Here is a 16,923-nt window from a genome sequence, read left to right as displayed (position 1 = left end):
ACGGGGGCACAACATGTTTGTCGATAAAGCGAAAATATTTGTAAAAGGCGGCGACGGAGGCGATGGTATCGTATCGTTTCGCCGCGAGAAGTATGTCGAGCAGGGCGGACCTGCCGGCGGCGACGGAGGCCGCGGCGGTGACTTGATTTTTCAAGTTGACGAAGGACTTCGTACGCTAATGGATTTCCGATACCAGAAACATTTTAAAGCGAACCGCGGCGAACGCGGAAAAGTAAAAAGCATGCACGGTGCAGGTGCCGAAGATACAATCGTTCGTATTCCACCAGGCACTGTCATTGTCGATGACGATACTCAGGAAATCATTGCGGACATGACGCGTCACGGTCAACAAATCGTTATTGCAAAGGGCGGGCGTGGCGGACGCGGAAACATTCGGTTTGCCACCCAAAATAACCCGGCTCCGTACATTTCAGAAAATGGCGAAGAAGGGCAAGAGCGCTGGGTTGTGCTGGAGCTTAAGGTCATGGCTGACGTTGGACTTGTCGGGTTCCCAAGCGTAGGCAAATCAACTTTGCTTTCCGTCGTTTCGGGAGCAAAACCCAAAATTGGAGCTTATCATTTTACGACGATTACGCCTAATCTAGGTGTTGTAGACGTAGGTGACGGCCGCAGCTTCGTCATGGCTGATTTACCTGGTCTGATCGAAGGCGCACATGAAGGCGTGGGACTTGGTCATGAGTTTCTCCGCCATGTGGAACGGACACGGGTGATTATTCACGTGATTGACATGTCTGCTTCCGAAGGGCGCGATCCTTTTGAAGATTGGGTAAAAATCAACGAAGAGCTAGTGCTCTACAATGAAAAGCTAGCGGATCGACCGCAAATTATTGCAGCAAACAAAATGGACATGCCGGACTCTGCGGAGCAGCTTGAGCTATTCAAGCAGCAGCTCGAAGAAGCCTGCGGTGACCGCCAGTATGAGATACTGCCTATTTCCTCGCTAACTAAGCAAGGGGTACAGGAGCTGCTGTATAAAGCGGCTGATGTACTGGATACAGTATCCGAGCAGGTTGAGATCGAGGACGTGAAGGATGTTGCTGAGCGGAAGGTCTACACTTATGAGAAACGTGAAGAAACGACATTCACCATCCATAAGGAAGATGAAGTGTATGTGATCGTGAGTGAAGGCATTGATAAGTACATGAAGCGGATGAATTTGACGTCCTATGATGCGGTTATGCGCTTTGCTCGTACAATGCGCAAAATGGGCGTGGATGCTGAGCTTCGCAAAATGGGCGCCAAAGACGGCGATATGGTTCAAATCGGTGATTTCGCTTTTGAATTCTTCGAGGGCAGCGACTACAACCCGAATGGTTAGTTGATCCATAAATAAATTAGTAAGAACAGAGACGGCGGAAGCCGTCTTTTCTTATTTACCTATTGCCCCAAGTCGCATATTTCGATATAATGTCCACTATAGATGAACAATTGTCTTTTTGAGGAGGACGAATAGTGACTAAACGCTATTATGTCGTTCGGGAGGACATTTTACCGGAAGCGATTATGAAGACGATACAAGTTAAGGAGATGCTTAGCAGGGGCGAAGCGGCAACCGTTCATGAAGCGGTGGAGCGCGCTGGTCTTAGCCGAAGCGCTTTTTATAAGTATAAAGATGGCGTTTATGCGCTAAATGAGCTCGAGCGGGAACGAATTGCAACGATCTCGATGGATTTGGAGCATCGCTCAGGCGTGCTCTCGAACGTGCTCAGCATGGTGGCTGGCTTGGAAGGAAATGTCCTGACGATGAATCAGACCATTCCGCTTCAGGGTTTTGCCAACGTCGTCATTTCAGTCGATATATCGCAGCTTTCCGGGGAACTGTCATCGTTGGTCGAAATGCTTCGCAGCCAGCCTGGCGTACGCAAAGCTTCGGTCATCGGACAAGGATAACAGGATAGATAATGGAGGGTATATATGAAGTCAGTTAAAGTTGGATTATTAGGTCTTGGTACTGTAGGTACAGGCGTCGTTCGCATCGTTGAAGGTCATCAGGAGGATCTTGCCAGTCAAGTCGGCTCACCGATCGTGATTGAAAAGGTGCTCGTTCAGAATAAAAGCAAATCGCGTAATATCGCAATAGACGCTGATAAGCTCACCGAGGATCCTTGGGATATTATCCGTCATCCCGAGATTGACGTAATCGTTGAGGTTATGGGCGGTATTGGCCTTGCGAAGGAATATATCTTGGAAGCACTCTCGCTTGGCAAACATGTCGTAACAGCAAACAAAGATCTGATGGCGCTGCATGGACCTGAGATTTTGGCAAAAGCGCAAGAGAATCGCTGCGACGTTATGTACGAAGCAAGCGTTGCCGGCGGTATCCCGATTATCCGAACGCTCGTTGAAGGCTTCTCTTCCGATCGCATCAACAAAATCATGGGAATCGTGAACGGGACGACGAATTTTATTTTAACCAAAATGAGCCAGGAAGGCGCCTCTTACTTAGACGTACTCAAGGAAGCGCAAGAGCTCGGTTATGCGGAGTCTGATCCGACTTCGGATGTCGAAGGACTTGATGCAGCGCGCAAAATGACGATTCTTGCTACAATCGGCTTCCGTGCGAATGTTGCGCTCGAGGATGTGTCGGTTCAAGGGATTTCTTCGGTAACGAAAGAAGACATTTTGTATGCGAAACGTCTCGGGTATGAAGTTAAGCTGCTTGGTATAGCAGAGCGCCAGGATGATCTGATCAGTATCAGCGTGCAGCCGACGATGGTAAAACAATCACATCCAATTGCTTCGGTTAACGGCGTGTTCAATGCGGTTTATGTTTACGGGGAAGCCGTTGGCGAAACGATGTTTTACGGAGCCGGAGCGGGCGAGCTGCCAACAGCAACCTCGATCGTCTCTGACTTAGTTGCCGTCGTGAAAAACCTGAAGCTCGGCGTAAACGGCATGCAAGGAAGTCTTGCTTACAAAGAGAAGAAGCTCAAAACAGATGATCAGATTTCATCAAAATATTTCTTGCTGCTTAAAGTAGCAGACCGTGCTGGCGTTCTGGCACGCATCACGCAAGTATTCGCTGACTTTGAGGTTAGCTTGGAGTCCGTGCTGCAGCAGCCTACGCCGTCTAATCCGGAAGCCGAAATTATCATCATTACCCATGACGCTAACAAAGCAGCTATTAAGAAGGTACTCGCGACGTTCGAATCGCTGGATGTTGTTCACAAAGTGAAGAGCGTTTACCGCGTAGAAGGGTAAGCCTCATGAATAATCGCAGAGTCATTGTAAAGATACCGGCAAGCACAGCCAATTTAGGCCCAGGCTTTGACACGCTGGGAATGGCACTCTCCTTATATGCATGGATTGAGCTTCGCGTCAGCGAGCAAACGGAATTTCATTTTTACGGCGACCAAATGAAAGGCTTGCCGAAAGACAAGTCCAACTTGATCTACAAGGTTGCTCAGCTTGTGTTCAAAGAAGCAGGTGTCAGCGTACCCGAGCTTTCGATCTCGATGCACAGCGATATTCCGCTGACGCGCGGACTCGGCAGCAGCGCATCGGCAATCGTAGGGGCTCTCGTAGCGGCGAATGCCCTAATCGGCGGGCCGCTCTCTGACGATAAGCTGTTTCAAATAGCGACAGCATTAGAGGGGCATCCTGACAATGTCGGAGCGTCCTTATTCGGAGGCATCGTAGTTTCTGCTTGGGATGGGGAAAGAGCGGAATATATCCGTATCGAGCCGGATCGCAGGCTCAAAACGCTCGTGGCAATCCCTGCGTTTCAGCTGTCGACGGAAAAAGCGCGACATGCGCTTCCGACGCAAATCAGTATGGCAGACGCTGTGTTCAACGTCGGCCGTAGCTCATTGCTCGTCGCAGCGCTTGCAAGCGGCGATCTCGGCATGATCCGCCATGCGATGAAGGACCGGCTGCATCAGCCTTACCGCGCAGCGCTGATACCAGGCATGGCGACAATCTTGGAGCGCGCGGTAGAATTTGGGGCGCTGGGCGTAGCGCTTAGCGGTGCTGGACCGACGCTTATTGCCTTTGCCCAGGATAAAGCCGAAGTGGAACAATCTTTGGAACAATTTCTGCTTGATACGTTGAAGCAGGAGGGCATCGAGGCAAAAACGCTCTGGCTGTCACCTTGCGTTCATGGTCCTCAGATTACAGTTGAGGATATATCGAATCAACCTGCCATTCCTCTTCCGGACAGGATTAAAGGAGCAATGTAGCTATGAAGACGATAGCGGTTTTACCTGCCGGCTCCGTATCGGACGAAGCGGCTAGACATTTTTTTTACGGCGAAGAAATTAATTGGAAGCATCACAGGCTGATTTCAGACGTGTTCTTATCCACGGTTAATGGAATAAGCGATTACAGCATTATTCCGATTGAGAATACGATCGAGGGCTCCGTAAGCTTACATATGGACTGGCTCGTGCATGAGGTGGATCTTCCGATCCAAGCAGAATGGGTTTACCCGTCTATTCAAAATTTGATTGGACGCGAATCTGAGCTGCTGGACGAGACCGGGGCAATCGATTATTCGCGGATTACCAAAGTAATTAGCCATCCTGTTGCAATCGCCCAGTGCCTGCAATTTTTGCGTACGAAACTGCCCCATGCGGTGACAGAGCATGTCAGCAGCACTGCAGAGGGTGTTAGAATCGTTCAAAATAACCCGAATGCCGGATGGGCAGCTATTGGTACGATGACCGCTGCCGCGAACGAGAAGCTTGATGTTATCGCTAGCGAAATTACAGATCATGATAACAATTACACTCGTTTCTTGCTGGTTGGAACAGAGCCATACACGGCACGTCAATCTGATCAGATAAAAACCAGCATATTGATTACGCTGCCCGAGGACTATCCTGGTGCGCTCCATCAGGTTCTTGCCGCATTTGCATGGCGCAAAATCAACTTATCTCGCATTGAGTCGCGTCCAACAAAGAAAAAACTCGGCAATTATTATTTCTTTATCGACATCGACATGGCGCTTGATACGGTGCTTCTGCCTTCTGCTATTCAAGAAATTGAGGCAATCGGGTGTCAGGTCCGTGTTTTAGGGAGCTACCCAAGCTTTACGGAATACAAAAAATAAAGCCAGCAAAGGCATTAAAAGCTAGATTGAAGCATTTTTGAGAAGCAAGCCGAGTTCGCCCACAGGGGGTGAGCTCGGCTTTTTTACTATTTTTTTTGTGAAAGTGGAGACACCTGCCCATATTCTGCATAGGATGTAAGGATTGATAATAGGCATTAGCAGTGCCTGGTTATTTAGAACGTGACAGGAGGTTAACAGCGAGTGAGAATCCATATTGTGAAGAAAGGCGACAGCTTATACTTGATCGGTCAAAAGTATAACGTTTCGCTTGAAGAGATTTTGAAGCTGAACCCGGGTATAACGAACCCGGACGCCATTGAGGTGGGGATGAAGCTGAAGATTCCGTCAAGCCATACGGGAGGATCAGGAGGCGGTATGGACATTATGCATCAGCATATCGTGAAACAAGGGGATACGCTTTGGAAGCTTTCTAAGGCTTGGGGAGTGCCTCTTGCAGACATGATAAAAGCGAATCCGCAGCTTAAAAACCCTAACGTACTTCTTACAGGTGAGGTTGTAAACATACCAAAGGTAAACACCGTGGATGAAGACGCCGGCGGTCATGGTGCCGGTCATGGCATGGCACAGGGTACCAGCGGTGCACACATGCTTCATCCTACATCCATTATGCAAGGCGTTCAGGGCTGGGTCGGAAAGCTTTCCACAGCTCCTATCACGGGGAAAACACCTACAGGACCAATCACGGGCAAGACGCCGACGGCTCCAATCGCTCCTGCACCTGTAGCTCCTACACCCGTAGCTCCTGCACCTGTGGCTCCTGTACAAGAAAAGAAGCCTACAGCTCCTATCGTGAAGCCTGTAGCGCCAGCGCCTCTTCCTGCGCCTAAAGCTGCGGCTGTTGAGCCAGCGAAAAAAGCGCTGCCTATCGAGAAACCGGTGGAGAAAAAGCTTAAACCGATTCATTCGGAGTATAAGCCCAATGTTGATTTGTTCAAACAATACGGCATCCCGGCAACGGAAGCTTTATCCTTGTATGATTTACCCAAAGCTCCCGAATCCGTATCTCCGGCCCAGCAGCAGCCTACTTACGGTGGATACGGTTATGGCCAGCCAATGACGATGCCAGCTCAAATGGGACACGGATATGGTCATCCAATGACGATGCCGGCTCAAATGGAACACGGGTATGGCTATGGCAACTGGCAGCAGCCTGTTCCATTCGGAAGTACGGTAAGCCCGCTCAGCGAAGGAAATGAAGCACCGTTCGATTGTCCTCCGGGAACGGTATTCGTCGGAAGCTATCCATCGCCTTCGACCATGCCTTTGGGTGCAGGAGCAGGCTGGGGTTATGGATATCCTGGCGTAAGCCCTCTCCAGCATGATGTAAATGAAAACAATCATATGGTTGCAGGAGCATCAGCGCATCCAAACCAAGGTTTCGTATCCCCCCTATCGGCACAGCCGAACCAAGGAATGGTATTGCCGCTGATGGCCCAGCCGAACCAAGGAATGGTGTCGCCGTTAATGGCCCAGCCGAACCAAGGAATGGTGTCGCCGTTAATGGCCCAGCCGAACCAAGGGATGGTATCGCCGCTATCGGCGCAGCCGAACCAAGGAATGGTGTCGCCGTTAATGGCCCAGCCGAACCAAGGAATGGTATCGCCGCTGATGGCCCAGCCGAACCAAGGAATGGTATCGCCGCTGATGGCCCAGCCGAACCAAGGAATGGTGTCGCCGTTAATGGCCCAGCCGAACCAAGGAATGGTGTCGCCGGCTGGAATGCATCCTGATTATGGTTACGGTTATGGCTATGGGCATGGCGGTCATGGGATGGTAATGCCAGCCCAAGCGCAGCATGACGGAGGCTACGGTTACGGCTATCCTTCGTATCCGCATTACCCAGGTTGGCCTCAAACGGCTGGCGCCTTCCAATCCAATCAAGATGATTGCGGCTGCAAAGGCCATCGATCGGATCAAGCCTCCGCTAAGCTAGCGGATACGGATATTGAAAAACCGGCTAAGACGGTCGTACAAAAGAAAAATGGGAAAAAAGCGGTTATCCGCACGGTATCTTCCCGTCCAAACAAACCGAAAAATCGCGGCAATCAGCCGTGGATTAATCGCTAATAACAAATGAAGACTTCCCTGATGGCCATTTGCGTCCATTAGGGTTGTCTTCTTTTGTGAAGAGGACAAGTAGGCTGCAGCCTAGCATCTAATAGAAGTTTGCTGCTATGTTTATGTTTAGATTTTGTGCGAATAAATCATTTTGAATATTTATGAAATACTGGCGCATACTATCAAAAAATATAATGAAGGGGTCTTCCCAATGATGGAATTCAGCCTTTGGAAAAACTTAAAGAAGCATCTTCGAAGAAAACGCCGACCGACATGGACTTTAGGCGCGGTTGTGCCTTTCTTGCTTGCCGGATGGCTCATAGTTTCCCAAGATGATATCGTTTTTGCAGCACCGGCGCAGTCTGAAAAACAAAGTATCATTCAAAAGCTCGAAAATGAAGATGGACCGCTGACGGTGGAGGTGCATCGTATTTATGTGTGCGGAGAAGAATCAAAGCCGCTAGGGCGGATGATGGGCCAACAAATTGTTCAGCTTCTGCTTGAACATCCGGAGTGGAAGACGGTGCTCGACCACGAGAATAAAACCGTTTATGTCGAGCAGCGCGTAGAAGACCTGTCCGAGCACTGCAAAGCCAATGCTTATATGGGCATAGACAAGCAGGGCAATCTAAATTTGTATGACGGAGTACCGAAAAAGGAAAAGGTGGTACGCACCTTCTTTCAGCTTGACGTGCGTTACATGGAAAGCAGTCTGCCCCAGGATAAACTGGATCAGCTTACCAAAGGCATTCGAATAAGCGACATGGAAGAGTATAACAGCGTATTGTCTACTTACAGTGATTATGCCTCACCGAAAAACCAGAAAGTTATGAAGCCGGCTTACTGACCGGCGGACCGCAAAGAAGGCCGCACATCGCTGTGCGGCCTTCTTTATTTATGTCTATGGCCTGAAATATCAAACGCGCGTTCTCATTCCCGTTATCTTTTGCTATAATGGATGAAGCAACTTTCAGCGAGTACGCTGAGCAAGCAAGTTTTTTGAGGAGATGGACTTTTGCGCGTTCTTGGTATTGACCCTGGTTATGCAATCGTAGGTTTTGGATTCATAGATAAAATCGGACACAAGCTTACGCCCGTTCAATACGGTGCGATTCAAACGGAAGCACATACGCCCCCGGAGCAGCGTTTGCTGCAGGTTTACGAGTCTGCGGGCGCCTTGATGGATAAATATAAGCCAGATACGGTCGGCGTGGAAAAGCTGTTCTTTAATCGAAATGTGACTACCGCCTTTGATGTGGCACAAGCTAGAGGAGCCATTATTTTGGCTGCCGCACAGCGCGGTTTGCCAATCGGTGAATATACGCCGCTACAAGTAAAGCAGGCCGTTGTCGGATATGGCAAAGCAGAGAAGAAACAGGTGCAGGAGATGGTTAAAGTATTTCTGAAGCTTTCGGCAGTACCGAAGCCGGACGATGTAGCCGATGCGCTTGCAGTGGCCATTTGTCATGCCCATTCCGTCGTACTGAACCAGAAAATAAACGAGGTGAAACGCTAGTGATCGACTTTTTGAGAGGCAATGTTGTTCATCTGGAATCCGAATATATCGTTCTGGACGTAAGAGATACAGGTTATCGCGTATTTACTCCTAATCCGTATGCGTTTGCAAAAAAAGAGGAGCCCGTAACCGTCTATATTCATCATAACGTTCGCGAGGACGCTGTATTGTTATTCGGATTCGAGACGAGGGAAGAGCAATCGTTGTTTCGCAAGCTGCTTGAGGTTTCGGGCATTGGACCGCGCGTTGCACTGGGTATTTTGTCGGGAGGAAGGCCAGACGCCGTTATTGCAGCCATTCAGCAGGAAAACCTGGCTTTTCTAACGAAGCTTCCAGGAATCGGCAAGAAAACGGCGCAGCGGATGATTCTTGATCTCAAGGACAAGCTGATCGGAGCAGGACTTGACGGAGGCTTGCTGACAGCCGCAGGCGTTGCGCTTGACCTTACTTCAAGCAGACACTCAGGCCAGGGAGCGGGAACGGCGTGGCAGGAGGCAAGAGAAGGCCTTGCGGCTCTCGGTTACACGGCTGTGGAGCTGGATAAAGCATGGAATGGATTGCAGCATAGCGTCACGGCAGAGGAATCTGTCGATTCTCTAATGAAACGGGCGCTGCAGCAGCTGTTTAAAGGGTAACGGAGGGAGATAAAAGCAAATGGATGATAGAATCATTTCCGCCAACCTGATGATGGAAGATCAGGCGGTTGAGCTAAGCTTGCGTCCCCGCTATTTAGCCGAATATATCGGACAATCAAAGGCCAAGGAAAATTTGAAGGTATATATCGAAGCAGCGAAGCTTCGCAAGGAAGCATTGGATCATGTTCTGCTTTACGGTCCGCCTGGACTGGGTAAAACAACGCTGTCGAACATTATCGCGAACGAGCTGGGGGTCAGTCTGCGCACCACATCGGGGCCGGCCATTGAGCGCCCGGGTGATCTTGCTGCGCTGCTGACGAATTTGCAGGAGGGGGACGTCCTGTTCATTGATGAAATTCATCGCTTGCACCGGACCGTAGAGGAAGTTTTGTACCCGGCGATGGAAGATTTCGCGCTTGATATTATGATCGGTAAAGGGCCAAGTGCCAGGTCCGTTCGATTGGACTTGCCACCGTTCACCTTAATTGGCGCGACAACGAGAGCCGGCTTGCTCTCGGCGCCACTTCGCGATCGTTTTGGAGTCGTGAGCAGGCTTGAGTTCTATACGATCGATGAACTTGCATTTATCGTTGCAAGAACCGCCGAGATCTTGAATGTCAGCATTGTGGGTGAGGCAGCTTCTGAGATTGCCATGCGTTCCCGGGGAACCCCGCGTATCGCGAATCGACTGCTAAAGCGCGTGCGTGATTTTGCGCAGGTTCGCGGCGATGGGGTCATTACGCATGATATTGCCCAGTCAGCGCTTGAACTGCTGCAGGTCGATCCGATGGGACTTGATATGATTGATTTCAAGATGCTGCAAGCCATGATGACAACTTTTGCCGGCAGACCTGTTGGCCTGGATACAATTGCAGCAACAATCGGGGAAGAAAGCCAAACTATTGAGGATGTATATGAACCTTACTTGATGCAAATCGGGTTTCTGCAACGCACGCCGCGCGGACGAATCGCTACAGAGCAAGCCTATCGGCATTTAGGTCTTCCGATTCCAGGGAGGTAACGGCAATGAGCAATACGGGCAACCGTGCTTCAGAGAAGCTGTACGTCATTTATGACGGATATTGCAATTTATGCCTTGCTTCCGTGGCCAAGCTGAAGGAACTCCATTCCAAAGCGGATTTGATATTTATATCGATTCAGCAATTAGAAACGGATCATGATACTACTCGGCTCATTCCTCGCATTGATAAGCTGGATTTTGCCGCGCTTTATGAGAAAATGCATGTTGCCGATGAGCGTGGGCAGTTGTTTGCAGGTGCTGACGGGATTGTACGCATTTTAAGAACGGTAGAAGGCTTTCGCTGGCTGTCCGCTTTCTATCGAATGCCAGGCATGAACCGAATCGCGGACCGCATCTATCGATTTGTAGCAAAAAGAAGATACGAATGGTTTGGCTCTACTGAGCAAAGCTGTTCCATTGACGGCTGCGATTTGCCGCAGGATAGAGGGGAGAGAAACTAGCTTGGCAATTAAACGGTCAATCAAGCGATACACGATCATGGTCTTAACGATTATACTGCTCGCAACGGTTTGGACTGCTTCACCGTCACAAGCAGCTGTGCCTAAGCTGGATAATATTCGCGTAGCTTTGTTTATGCAATTGCCTGGGAAATATGATGAAACGACGGCTGCGGCAACCTTTTCGTCAGCTGGAGGCATGAGCATTGGCGAAAGACAACCGGATGGTGTTCAACAATGGTTCAATGTGGATGCAGGCGCAATTGCTCGTTTTGCTGTGGACAGCTTTAAGGTAAAGGTATATGAGTCATCAACCTTTGCTTCAGCGCTAGCTGTACAAAAGAGGCTGCAGGCTTTGAAGGGAGCGGCATTTCTAACCTCGCTTTCCAAGAACGGCGCAATCGTTTATCAGGTCATTGAAGGTACATACAAAACAGCCGCAGAAGCCGCTGCCGCTCAAACCAAATGGACAAGCGATAGCGAGCTGTCTAAGCTGGCTGGCGGATTTAAATCCGTGCTGCAGGGACCGCTTCATTTGGAGAACGCGGCTTTACCGAATAAAGCAGCAGCAATCGCAGCTGCAAGCAGTTTTGGTGCAGTTGGGCTTGATGCTTTCGTAGCGGTTCGGTCGACACAAAGTGGAACAGTCAATTATTCGGTTATGGTAGGCGCTGCAGTGACAGAGGCAGAGCTTCAAATCGTTCGAGCTGCAGCTGCAAAGGCTGCGGGCGGGAGCGCGTTAACCGATAGTGATTCAAGCTCAGCTTATTTATTGGTGCGAAACGATCACACCGTAAGTGCTAAAGCGGAGAGCAGCTCGGAGCTTTATATGTTTGCAGGCAGCGGAGCGGAAATATCGGTTTCGCCAATCGGCTCGGAGCCGATTAAGCTTACGGAAAGAAGTAACCGCAGCTATCGCGGATTTTTTGAGCTTAGTGTGCTTAACGGACGCATGGCAGTCATAAACGAGCTTCCTTTTGAGCAATACCTTTACTCAGTCGTTGGGGTGGAAATGTATTCGACATGGCCGGCAGAGGCTTTGAAGGCACAAGCTGTAGCGGCCAGGTCCTACGCACTTAACAAAGGCTTCGGTTTTCAAATCGCTCATGTGGTAGATACGACTCTAAGTCAGGCCTATTACGGTGTCGGCTCGGAACGTCCTACAACCATAGCAGCTGTAGAAGCTACGGCTGGAGAAGTCGCTTTGTATAACGGCAAAGTCATTGAAGCTTTATTTGTGGCAAGCAGCGGGGGAATGACAGCCGATGCCAAAGAAATATGGGGAAATGCCGTTCCTTATTTGCAGCCTGTAAAGAGCCCGGATACTTCATCAGAGGTTGGATTACACAACTGGTACCGCGTTGTCCTTCCTACCGGAGCTATCGGTTATGTTCGCGATGATTTGCTCGATGAGACCGGACAAACAACGGCAGCCGGCAGCGCTATTATGCAGGTGAACACGAATGGAACAAAGGTACGAAAGCATCCACAAATTCAAGATACGATCCCGGTTGTAGCACAAGCAGACAGCGGAACGCAGGTTGTTGTGTTGGAGAAAAGAGTGGAAACGGGTTCTATGTCTTGGATAAGAGGGCCCTATACCCCGCAGGAAATGCTGACTGTTATTAACGCCAAAGTAAAATCAAAGATTGCCGGTCCGCTTCGCACCTTGGAAATAAGCCAGAGCGGAGCATCAGGGCGCGCAACTGAAATTATGGCTAACGGCGAGAAGCTTAGCGTTAGCTATCCGGATATGTTCCGAAGTACATTAGGCGTACAAGGCTCGCTGCCAAGCACCTTATTTCAAATTGAGGAAACAGCAAAGGTAGCGATGCTCAGCGCAGGCTCCGCTACACGGACTAAACCGGCAGATACGGCTCCTATCTATATGATCGGCGCGGGTGGAAAGGTTACCGAAGCAAATCAGGATAACCTATTTATTTTGGATGGCAGCAAGCATCTGCGTGCCGCAACAAAAGAGCCGTCATTCCGTTTTATAGGCACAGGAAACGGACATGGCGTCGGGTTATCGCAATACGGTGCTTTAAGCCTTGCGCAGCAAGGGTATGACTATCAATATATTTTGAAATACTACTACAAAGATGTAACCATCGCTAAGGAATGATTGAATCGATATGAATGTAGAATGGTTTGATTTTGACTTGCCAGAGCGTCTAATCGCTCAGACACCGCTGCTGGATAGAACAGCCTCGAAGCTGCTTGCTCTGAACAAGCAAACAGGTGAGATCGCGCATAACAAATTTACAGATTTGGAGCAGTATGTCGGGGCTGGTGACGTGCTTGTTTTAAATGATACTAGAGTTATTCCTGCTCGGTTAACAGGAATCAAGAGCGACACCGGAGCCAAAATCGAGCTGCTGCTGCTAAAGCAGCTCGAGGGAGACAGCTGGGAAGCGCTTGGCAAGCCAGCCAAGCGGCTGAAGATTGGCACAGCGCTATCGTTTGGCGATGATGGGCATGGCAACCCCCTGCTGCGAGCAGTGATTGAGCAGGAAGGCGAGATGGGCGGAAGAACGATTCGGTTTCAGTATGAAGGAATCTTTCAAGAGCTTCTGGACAGACTGGGAGAAATGCCGCTGCCGCCTTATATCAAGGAGAGGCTGGAAGAGCGGGAAAGATATCAGACCGTTTACTCGAAGCATGCGGGATCTGCGGCGGCCCCAACGGCAGGCCTTCATTTTACCGATGAGTTTCTTGCAAGATTGCAGGAAAAGGGAGTCCAGTTAGCCTACGTGACACTCCATGTTGGATTGGGGACTTTCCGTCCAATGTCAGTCGATTTGGTGGAGGATCATGAAATGCATGCCGAGTATTATGAGCTGAACGAGCAGAATGCGGCAATAATTAATGAAGCTAAACGGAGCGGGGCACGTATAATTGCTGTAGGGACAACCTCGTCTAGGACACTCGAGACTTTGGCGGCGCGTTTTGAAGGGAAACCGCTTGAGGCTTGCAACGGTTGGACTTCCATTTTCATTTTCCCAGGCTATGAGTTTAAGCTCGTTAATGCACTTCTCACCAATTTTCATTTGCCAAAGTCAACGCTGGTTATGCTTGTAAGTGCACTGGCAGGACGTGATGCCGTCATGCGGGCTTATGAAGAAGCGATTGCTCATGAATATCGTTTTTTCAGCTTTGGCGACGCGATGTTTATTTACTAACTAGGAATAGGAAGCGTGAATTGTGGCTGTAAAATATGAATTAATCAAACAATGCAAGCAATCGGGGGCACGCCTTGGACGTGTGCACACTCCACACGGTATTATTGAAACACCGACCTTTATGCCGGTAGGTACGCAGGCTACCGTCAAGACGATGAGTCCAGAAGAGCTGAAGACGATGGACGCTCATATTATTTTGAGCAACACGTATCATCTTTTTCTAAGACCGGGACATGAGATTGTAAGAAATGCCGGCGGACTGCATAAGTTTATGAACTGGGATCGGCCGATCCTTACAGACAGCGGCGGCTTTCAGGTGTTCAGCCTAAGCGAAATGCGTAAAATTACAGAAGAGGGCGTACACTTTCGTTCCCACCTCAATGGCGATAAGAAGTTTCTTTCTCCAGAGGTGGCAATGGAGATACAAAATGCGCTGGGCTCAGATATTATGATGGCTTTCGATGAATGCCCGCCCTTTCCCGCAGAACATGAATATGTGAAAAAATCATTGGAGCGGACAACAAGATGGGCTGAGCGGTGTCTCGAAGCGCATGCACGGCCACATGATCAAGGACTCTTCGCCATCGTACAAGGGGGGATGTACAAGGATTTGCGCATTCAAAGCGCAAATGATTTGACTTCCATGGATTTCCCGGGGTATGCTATTGGTGGACTGAGTGTAGGCGAGCCTAAGCATTTAATGTATGATGTTCTTGATTATACGGTTCCCATTTTACCAGCGAATAAACCGCGTTACCTGATGGGAGTCGGATCGCCGGATGCACTGATTGAAGGGTCTATCCGCGGTATCGATATGTTCGATTGCGTACTGCCGACACGAATAGCCCGAAACGGGACAACGATGACAAGTCAAGGCAGACTCGTTATCCGCAATGCGAAGTATGCGGAGGATTTTGGTCCGCTGGACCCGGAATGCTCATGTTATACGTGTACGAACTATTCAAGAGCTTATATCCGGCATTTAATAAAAGCGGATGAGACGTTTGGTATGAGGCTGACGACTTATCACAATTTGCATTTCTTGCTTCAACTCATGCGGGACGTTCGGCAAGCGATCATGGAGGACCGGTTGCTTGATTTCCGGGATTCCTTCTTCACAAGCTACGGCCTGTTCGATAATGAGAAAGGGTTTTGAAAGGGGGGATTTCGATGTGGCAAGCAGCAGGTGAAGCAGGACAAAGTAATATTCTAGGTATGATTTGGCCGTTTGTGCTTATGTTCGCGGTGTTTTATTTCTTACTTATCCGTCCGCAACAGAAGAAACAGAAACAGCGTTCTTCAATGCTTAACCAATTGAAAAAAGGCGATAAGATTTCAACAATTGGTGGATTGCATGGAACGGTCGTTGAGCTTAGCGACGATACGGTTGTACTTCGTGTAAACGATACAACAAAGATGACGTTTGAGCGCAGTGCCATTAACACCATTATTAACTCTGCACCAGCAGTAACTGAATAAGGTATAGGTGAAAGAAAACGGCTGACATGCATGCATGTCAGCCGTTTTCTTTTGCGTATACCCGCTTATTTTTTTAAATTCACGCCGATCATACCGCCGAATGCGCCTGTCAAGAGAGAAGCGCCGAGCAGCAAAGCGCTGTGCAGCGAAAGTGATGCATTTGAAGCAAGGAAGCTGATAATGATCACGATAGCGCCATAAATCAACCCGAGCAGCGCTCCGTTATACCAGCCTTTACTTTCAGAGCGACGGCCAGAAGTAAAGCCTCCAGCTAATGAAGCAAAGCCATGAACAAGCAATGCATTCGTGGATAAGCTGCTTTCTTTCATTCCCGTAAAATGCAAAAGCAGCGAGAGCAGCAAGGCGCCTACTGCTAGCCAAATGATTGAAAAAAGCACTCCAGCAAGCAGAGGTGAAGCAATTAATGGCGGTTTAGCAGCTTGTTTAACCGAGCTCATCCAATTCCCCCCAGCGATTGGTATGTATTACTTATCCATATGGTCAAGCTAGTCAGAATAGTACAACTATCGGCATGTCTTCAAAGACATTATTAGCACGCTTAGGATCATTGCCATATATTCGTGTAAGGATCAGAGTATGATGTTATCGAACGCTGGTGATGATACCTTTACGGACAAAAGGAGCTGTCATCAGCTCGCAGACAAAAGTTGAGGAGGCGGTTTCCGCTTGGAATTCTGGAGCCTGTTGATCCGGACGGTGATCATTTATTTTGTGGTGTTTTTGATCATGCGTTTTATGGGAAAGCGAGAGATTGGTAAGTTATCCGTATTCGATTTGGTTATTTCAGTCATGATCGCAGAAATTGCTGTCATTGTTATTGAAGATACGGATCGCGCGTTATGGAGCGGTATTCTGCCGATGGCAGTCTTATTGTTCATTCAAGTGGTCAGTGCCTTTATGACGATGAAAAGTCGAAAGTTAAGGCTGCTTTTTGACGGTAAGCCAAGTGTCATCATTGACAAAGGTAAGCTGAATAGCGATGTTATGCGAAAGCAGCGTTATAATTTGGATGACTTGATGCTGCAGCTGAGGGAAAATAAAATTAGCGCCGTGTCTGACGTGGAATTCGCTATATTAGAAACAAGCGGAAAGCTTTCCGTAATACCGAAGGAAAGCAGTAATGCTTCTGAGAATATTGGAATGGAAGGCCGTGAATCGGAAAGCTCAGAGCAGGAAAATAGACTTAAACAGTATAACCAATCAAAAATCATTCCGTCCAAATTTCGATTTGAAATTTTGCCCATTCCACTTATCATGGATGGCAAGGTACAGGATGAGAATTTAGAAAAACTTGAGAAAACAAGATTTTGGCTTAAAAATGTGCTGCAGGAAAAAGACGTCACCGATTTCAAAGACGTATTTTTTTGCACGATTGATCATAAAGGAAAGCTTTTCGTAGACACGCATGACAAAAAACAGCGATAAAGAAAGGGAATTAATTCCCTTTCCTATCGTTGTTTT

Annotated in this window: 17 protein-coding genes; 16 read left to right on the top strand and 1 reads right to left on the bottom strand. The window is 48.8% G+C overall.

Annotated features, from left to right (window positions below; translation table 11 throughout):
- The first annotated feature begins 13 nt into the window (after positions 1-13).
- The 15 genes from obgE (at position 14) to yajC (ending at position 15,441) form a co-directional block, all read left to right on the top strand.
- Positions 14-1,339 (top strand): GTPase ObgE, encoded by a 1,326-nt coding sequence (obgE, locus tag RCO25_RS23290; protein WP_308998524.1) that lies wholly within the window; start codon positions 14-16, stop codon positions 1,337-1,339.
- A 134-nt stretch (positions 1,340-1,473) separates the two neighbouring features.
- Positions 1,474-1,911 carry an ACT domain-containing protein gene (locus RCO25_RS23285; protein WP_308998523.1) on the top strand — a complete coding sequence of 146 codons (438 nt, stop codon included), beginning with the start codon at positions 1,474-1,476 and terminating at the stop codon, positions 1,909-1,911.
- 24 nt (positions 1,912-1,935) lie between these two features.
- Positions 1,936-3,222 (top strand): homoserine dehydrogenase, encoded by a 1,287-nt coding sequence (locus RCO25_RS23280; RefSeq protein WP_308998522.1) that lies wholly within the window; start codon positions 1,936-1,938, stop codon positions 3,220-3,222.
- Positions 3,223-3,227: 5 nt separating this feature from the next.
- The gene (gene thrB, locus RCO25_RS23275) at positions 3,228-4,199 is read left to right on the top strand and encodes a homoserine kinase (protein ID WP_308998521.1); all 972 of its coding nucleotides are present in this window, start codon (positions 3,228-3,230) and stop codon (positions 4,197-4,199) included.
- A gap of 2 nt (positions 4,200-4,201) precedes the next feature.
- Entirely contained in the window at positions 4,202-5,071 is an 870-nt protein-coding gene (gene pheA / locus RCO25_RS23270) for a prephenate dehydratase (protein ID WP_308998520.1), read from the top strand.
- A gap of 201 nt (positions 5,072-5,272) precedes the next feature.
- On the top strand, positions 5,273-7,159 hold the full coding sequence (locus tag RCO25_RS23265) for a LysM peptidoglycan-binding domain-containing protein (protein ID WP_308998519.1): 1,887 nt from the start codon (positions 5,273-5,275) through the stop codon (positions 7,157-7,159).
- A gap of 202 nt (positions 7,160-7,361) precedes the next feature.
- The gene (locus RCO25_RS23260) at positions 7,362-7,997 is read left to right on the top strand and encodes a BofC C-terminal domain-containing protein (RefSeq protein ID WP_308998518.1); all 636 of its coding nucleotides are present in this window, start codon (positions 7,362-7,364) and stop codon (positions 7,995-7,997) included.
- A 168-nt stretch (positions 7,998-8,165) separates the two neighbouring features.
- Positions 8,166-8,666 (top strand): crossover junction endodeoxyribonuclease RuvC, encoded by a 501-nt coding sequence (gene ruvC, locus RCO25_RS23255; protein ID WP_308998517.1) that lies wholly within the window; start codon positions 8,166-8,168, stop codon positions 8,664-8,666.
- Positions 8,666-9,301 (top strand): Holliday junction branch migration protein RuvA, encoded by a 636-nt coding sequence (ruvA, locus tag RCO25_RS23250; RefSeq protein ID WP_308998516.1) that lies wholly within the window; start codon positions 8,666-8,668, stop codon positions 9,299-9,301. The genes ruvC and ruvA overlap by 1 nt, the downstream gene beginning before the upstream one ends.
- A gap of 19 nt (positions 9,302-9,320) precedes the next feature.
- Positions 9,321-10,322, top strand: coding sequence for a Holliday junction branch migration DNA helicase RuvB (ruvB, locus tag RCO25_RS23245; protein ID WP_308998515.1), 1,002 nt, complete (start codon positions 9,321-9,323; stop codon positions 10,320-10,322).
- Between the two features lie 5 nt (positions 10,323-10,327).
- Entirely contained in the window at positions 10,328-10,783 is a 456-nt protein-coding gene (locus RCO25_RS23240; protein ID WP_308998514.1) for a thiol-disulfide oxidoreductase DCC family protein, read from the top strand.
- A gap of 1 nt (position 10,784) precedes the next feature.
- On the top strand, positions 10,785-12,905 hold the full coding sequence (locus RCO25_RS23235) for a SpoIID/LytB domain-containing protein (RefSeq protein WP_308998513.1): 2,121 nt from the start codon (positions 10,785-10,787) through the stop codon (positions 12,903-12,905).
- A 10-nt stretch (positions 12,906-12,915) separates the two neighbouring features.
- Positions 12,916-13,962 carry a tRNA preQ1(34) S-adenosylmethionine ribosyltransferase-isomerase QueA gene (gene queA / locus RCO25_RS23230; RefSeq protein WP_308998512.1) on the top strand — a complete coding sequence of 349 codons (1,047 nt, stop codon included), beginning with the start codon at positions 12,916-12,918 and terminating at the stop codon, positions 13,960-13,962.
- 22 nt (positions 13,963-13,984) lie between these two features.
- Entirely contained in the window at positions 13,985-15,118 is a 1,134-nt protein-coding gene (gene tgt / locus RCO25_RS23225) for a tRNA guanosine(34) transglycosylase Tgt (protein WP_308998511.1), read from the top strand.
- Between the two features lie 14 nt (positions 15,119-15,132).
- Positions 15,133-15,441, top strand: a complete 309-nt coding sequence (gene yajC / locus RCO25_RS23220) for a preprotein translocase subunit YajC (RefSeq protein WP_308998510.1) — start codon at positions 15,133-15,135, stop codon at positions 15,439-15,441.
- 65 nt (positions 15,442-15,506) lie between these two features.
- On the opposite strand, the gene RCO25_RS23215 is transcribed toward yajC, so the two are convergent.
- Positions 15,507-15,899 carry a TIGR04086 family membrane protein gene (locus RCO25_RS23215; RefSeq protein ID WP_308998509.1) on the bottom strand — a complete coding sequence of 131 codons (393 nt, stop codon included), beginning with the start codon at positions 15,897-15,899 and terminating at the stop codon, positions 15,507-15,509.
- Between the two features lie 229 nt (positions 15,900-16,128).
- On the opposite strand from RCO25_RS23215, the gene RCO25_RS23210 reads away from it, so the two are divergent.
- Entirely contained in the window at positions 16,129-16,887 is a 759-nt protein-coding gene (locus RCO25_RS23210; protein ID WP_308998508.1) for a YetF domain-containing protein, read from the top strand.
- The last annotated feature ends 36 nt before the right edge of the window (positions 16,888-16,923 follow it).

Source organism: Paenibacillus sp. LHD-38 (assembly GCF_031157315.1).
Classification (GTDB): Bacteria; Bacillota; Bacilli; order Paenibacillales; family Paenibacillaceae; genus Pristimantibacillus.
This window is presented reverse-complemented; position numbering and strand designations above follow the sequence as displayed.

Bases quoted from the DNA above. Each gene is read 5' to 3' on its own strand.
- obgE (WP_308998524.1), top strand. From the start codon at position 14: ATGTTTGTCGATAAAGCGAAAATATTTGTAAAAGGCGGCGACGGAGGC.
- RCO25_RS23280 (WP_308998522.1), top strand. From the start codon at position 1,936: ATGAAGTCAGTTAAAGTTGGATTATTAGGTCTTGGTACTGTAGGTACA.
- thrB (WP_308998521.1), top strand. From the start codon at position 3,228: ATGAATAATCGCAGAGTCATTGTAAAGATACCGGCAAGCACAGCCAAT.
- pheA (WP_308998520.1), top strand. From the start codon at position 4,202: ATGAAGACGATAGCGGTTTTACCTGCCGGCTCCGTATCGGACGAAGCG.
- RCO25_RS23260 (WP_308998518.1), top strand. From the start codon at position 7,362: ATGATGGAATTCAGCCTTTGGAAAAACTTAAAGAAGCATCTTCGAAGA.
- ruvB (WP_308998515.1), top strand. From the start codon at position 9,321: ATGGATGATAGAATCATTTCCGCCAACCTGATGATGGAAGATCAGGCG.
- RCO25_RS23240 (WP_308998514.1), top strand. From the start codon at position 10,328: ATGAGCAATACGGGCAACCGTGCTTCAGAGAAGCTGTACGTCATTTAT.
- queA (WP_308998512.1), top strand. From the start codon at position 12,916: ATGAATGTAGAATGGTTTGATTTTGACTTGCCAGAGCGTCTAATCGCT.
- yajC (WP_308998510.1), top strand. From the start codon at position 15,133: ATGTGGCAAGCAGCAGGTGAAGCAGGACAAAGTAATATTCTAGGTATG.
- RCO25_RS23215 (WP_308998509.1), bottom strand. From the start codon at position 15,899: ATGAGCTCGGTTAAACAAGCTGCTAAACCGCCATTAATTGCTTCACCT.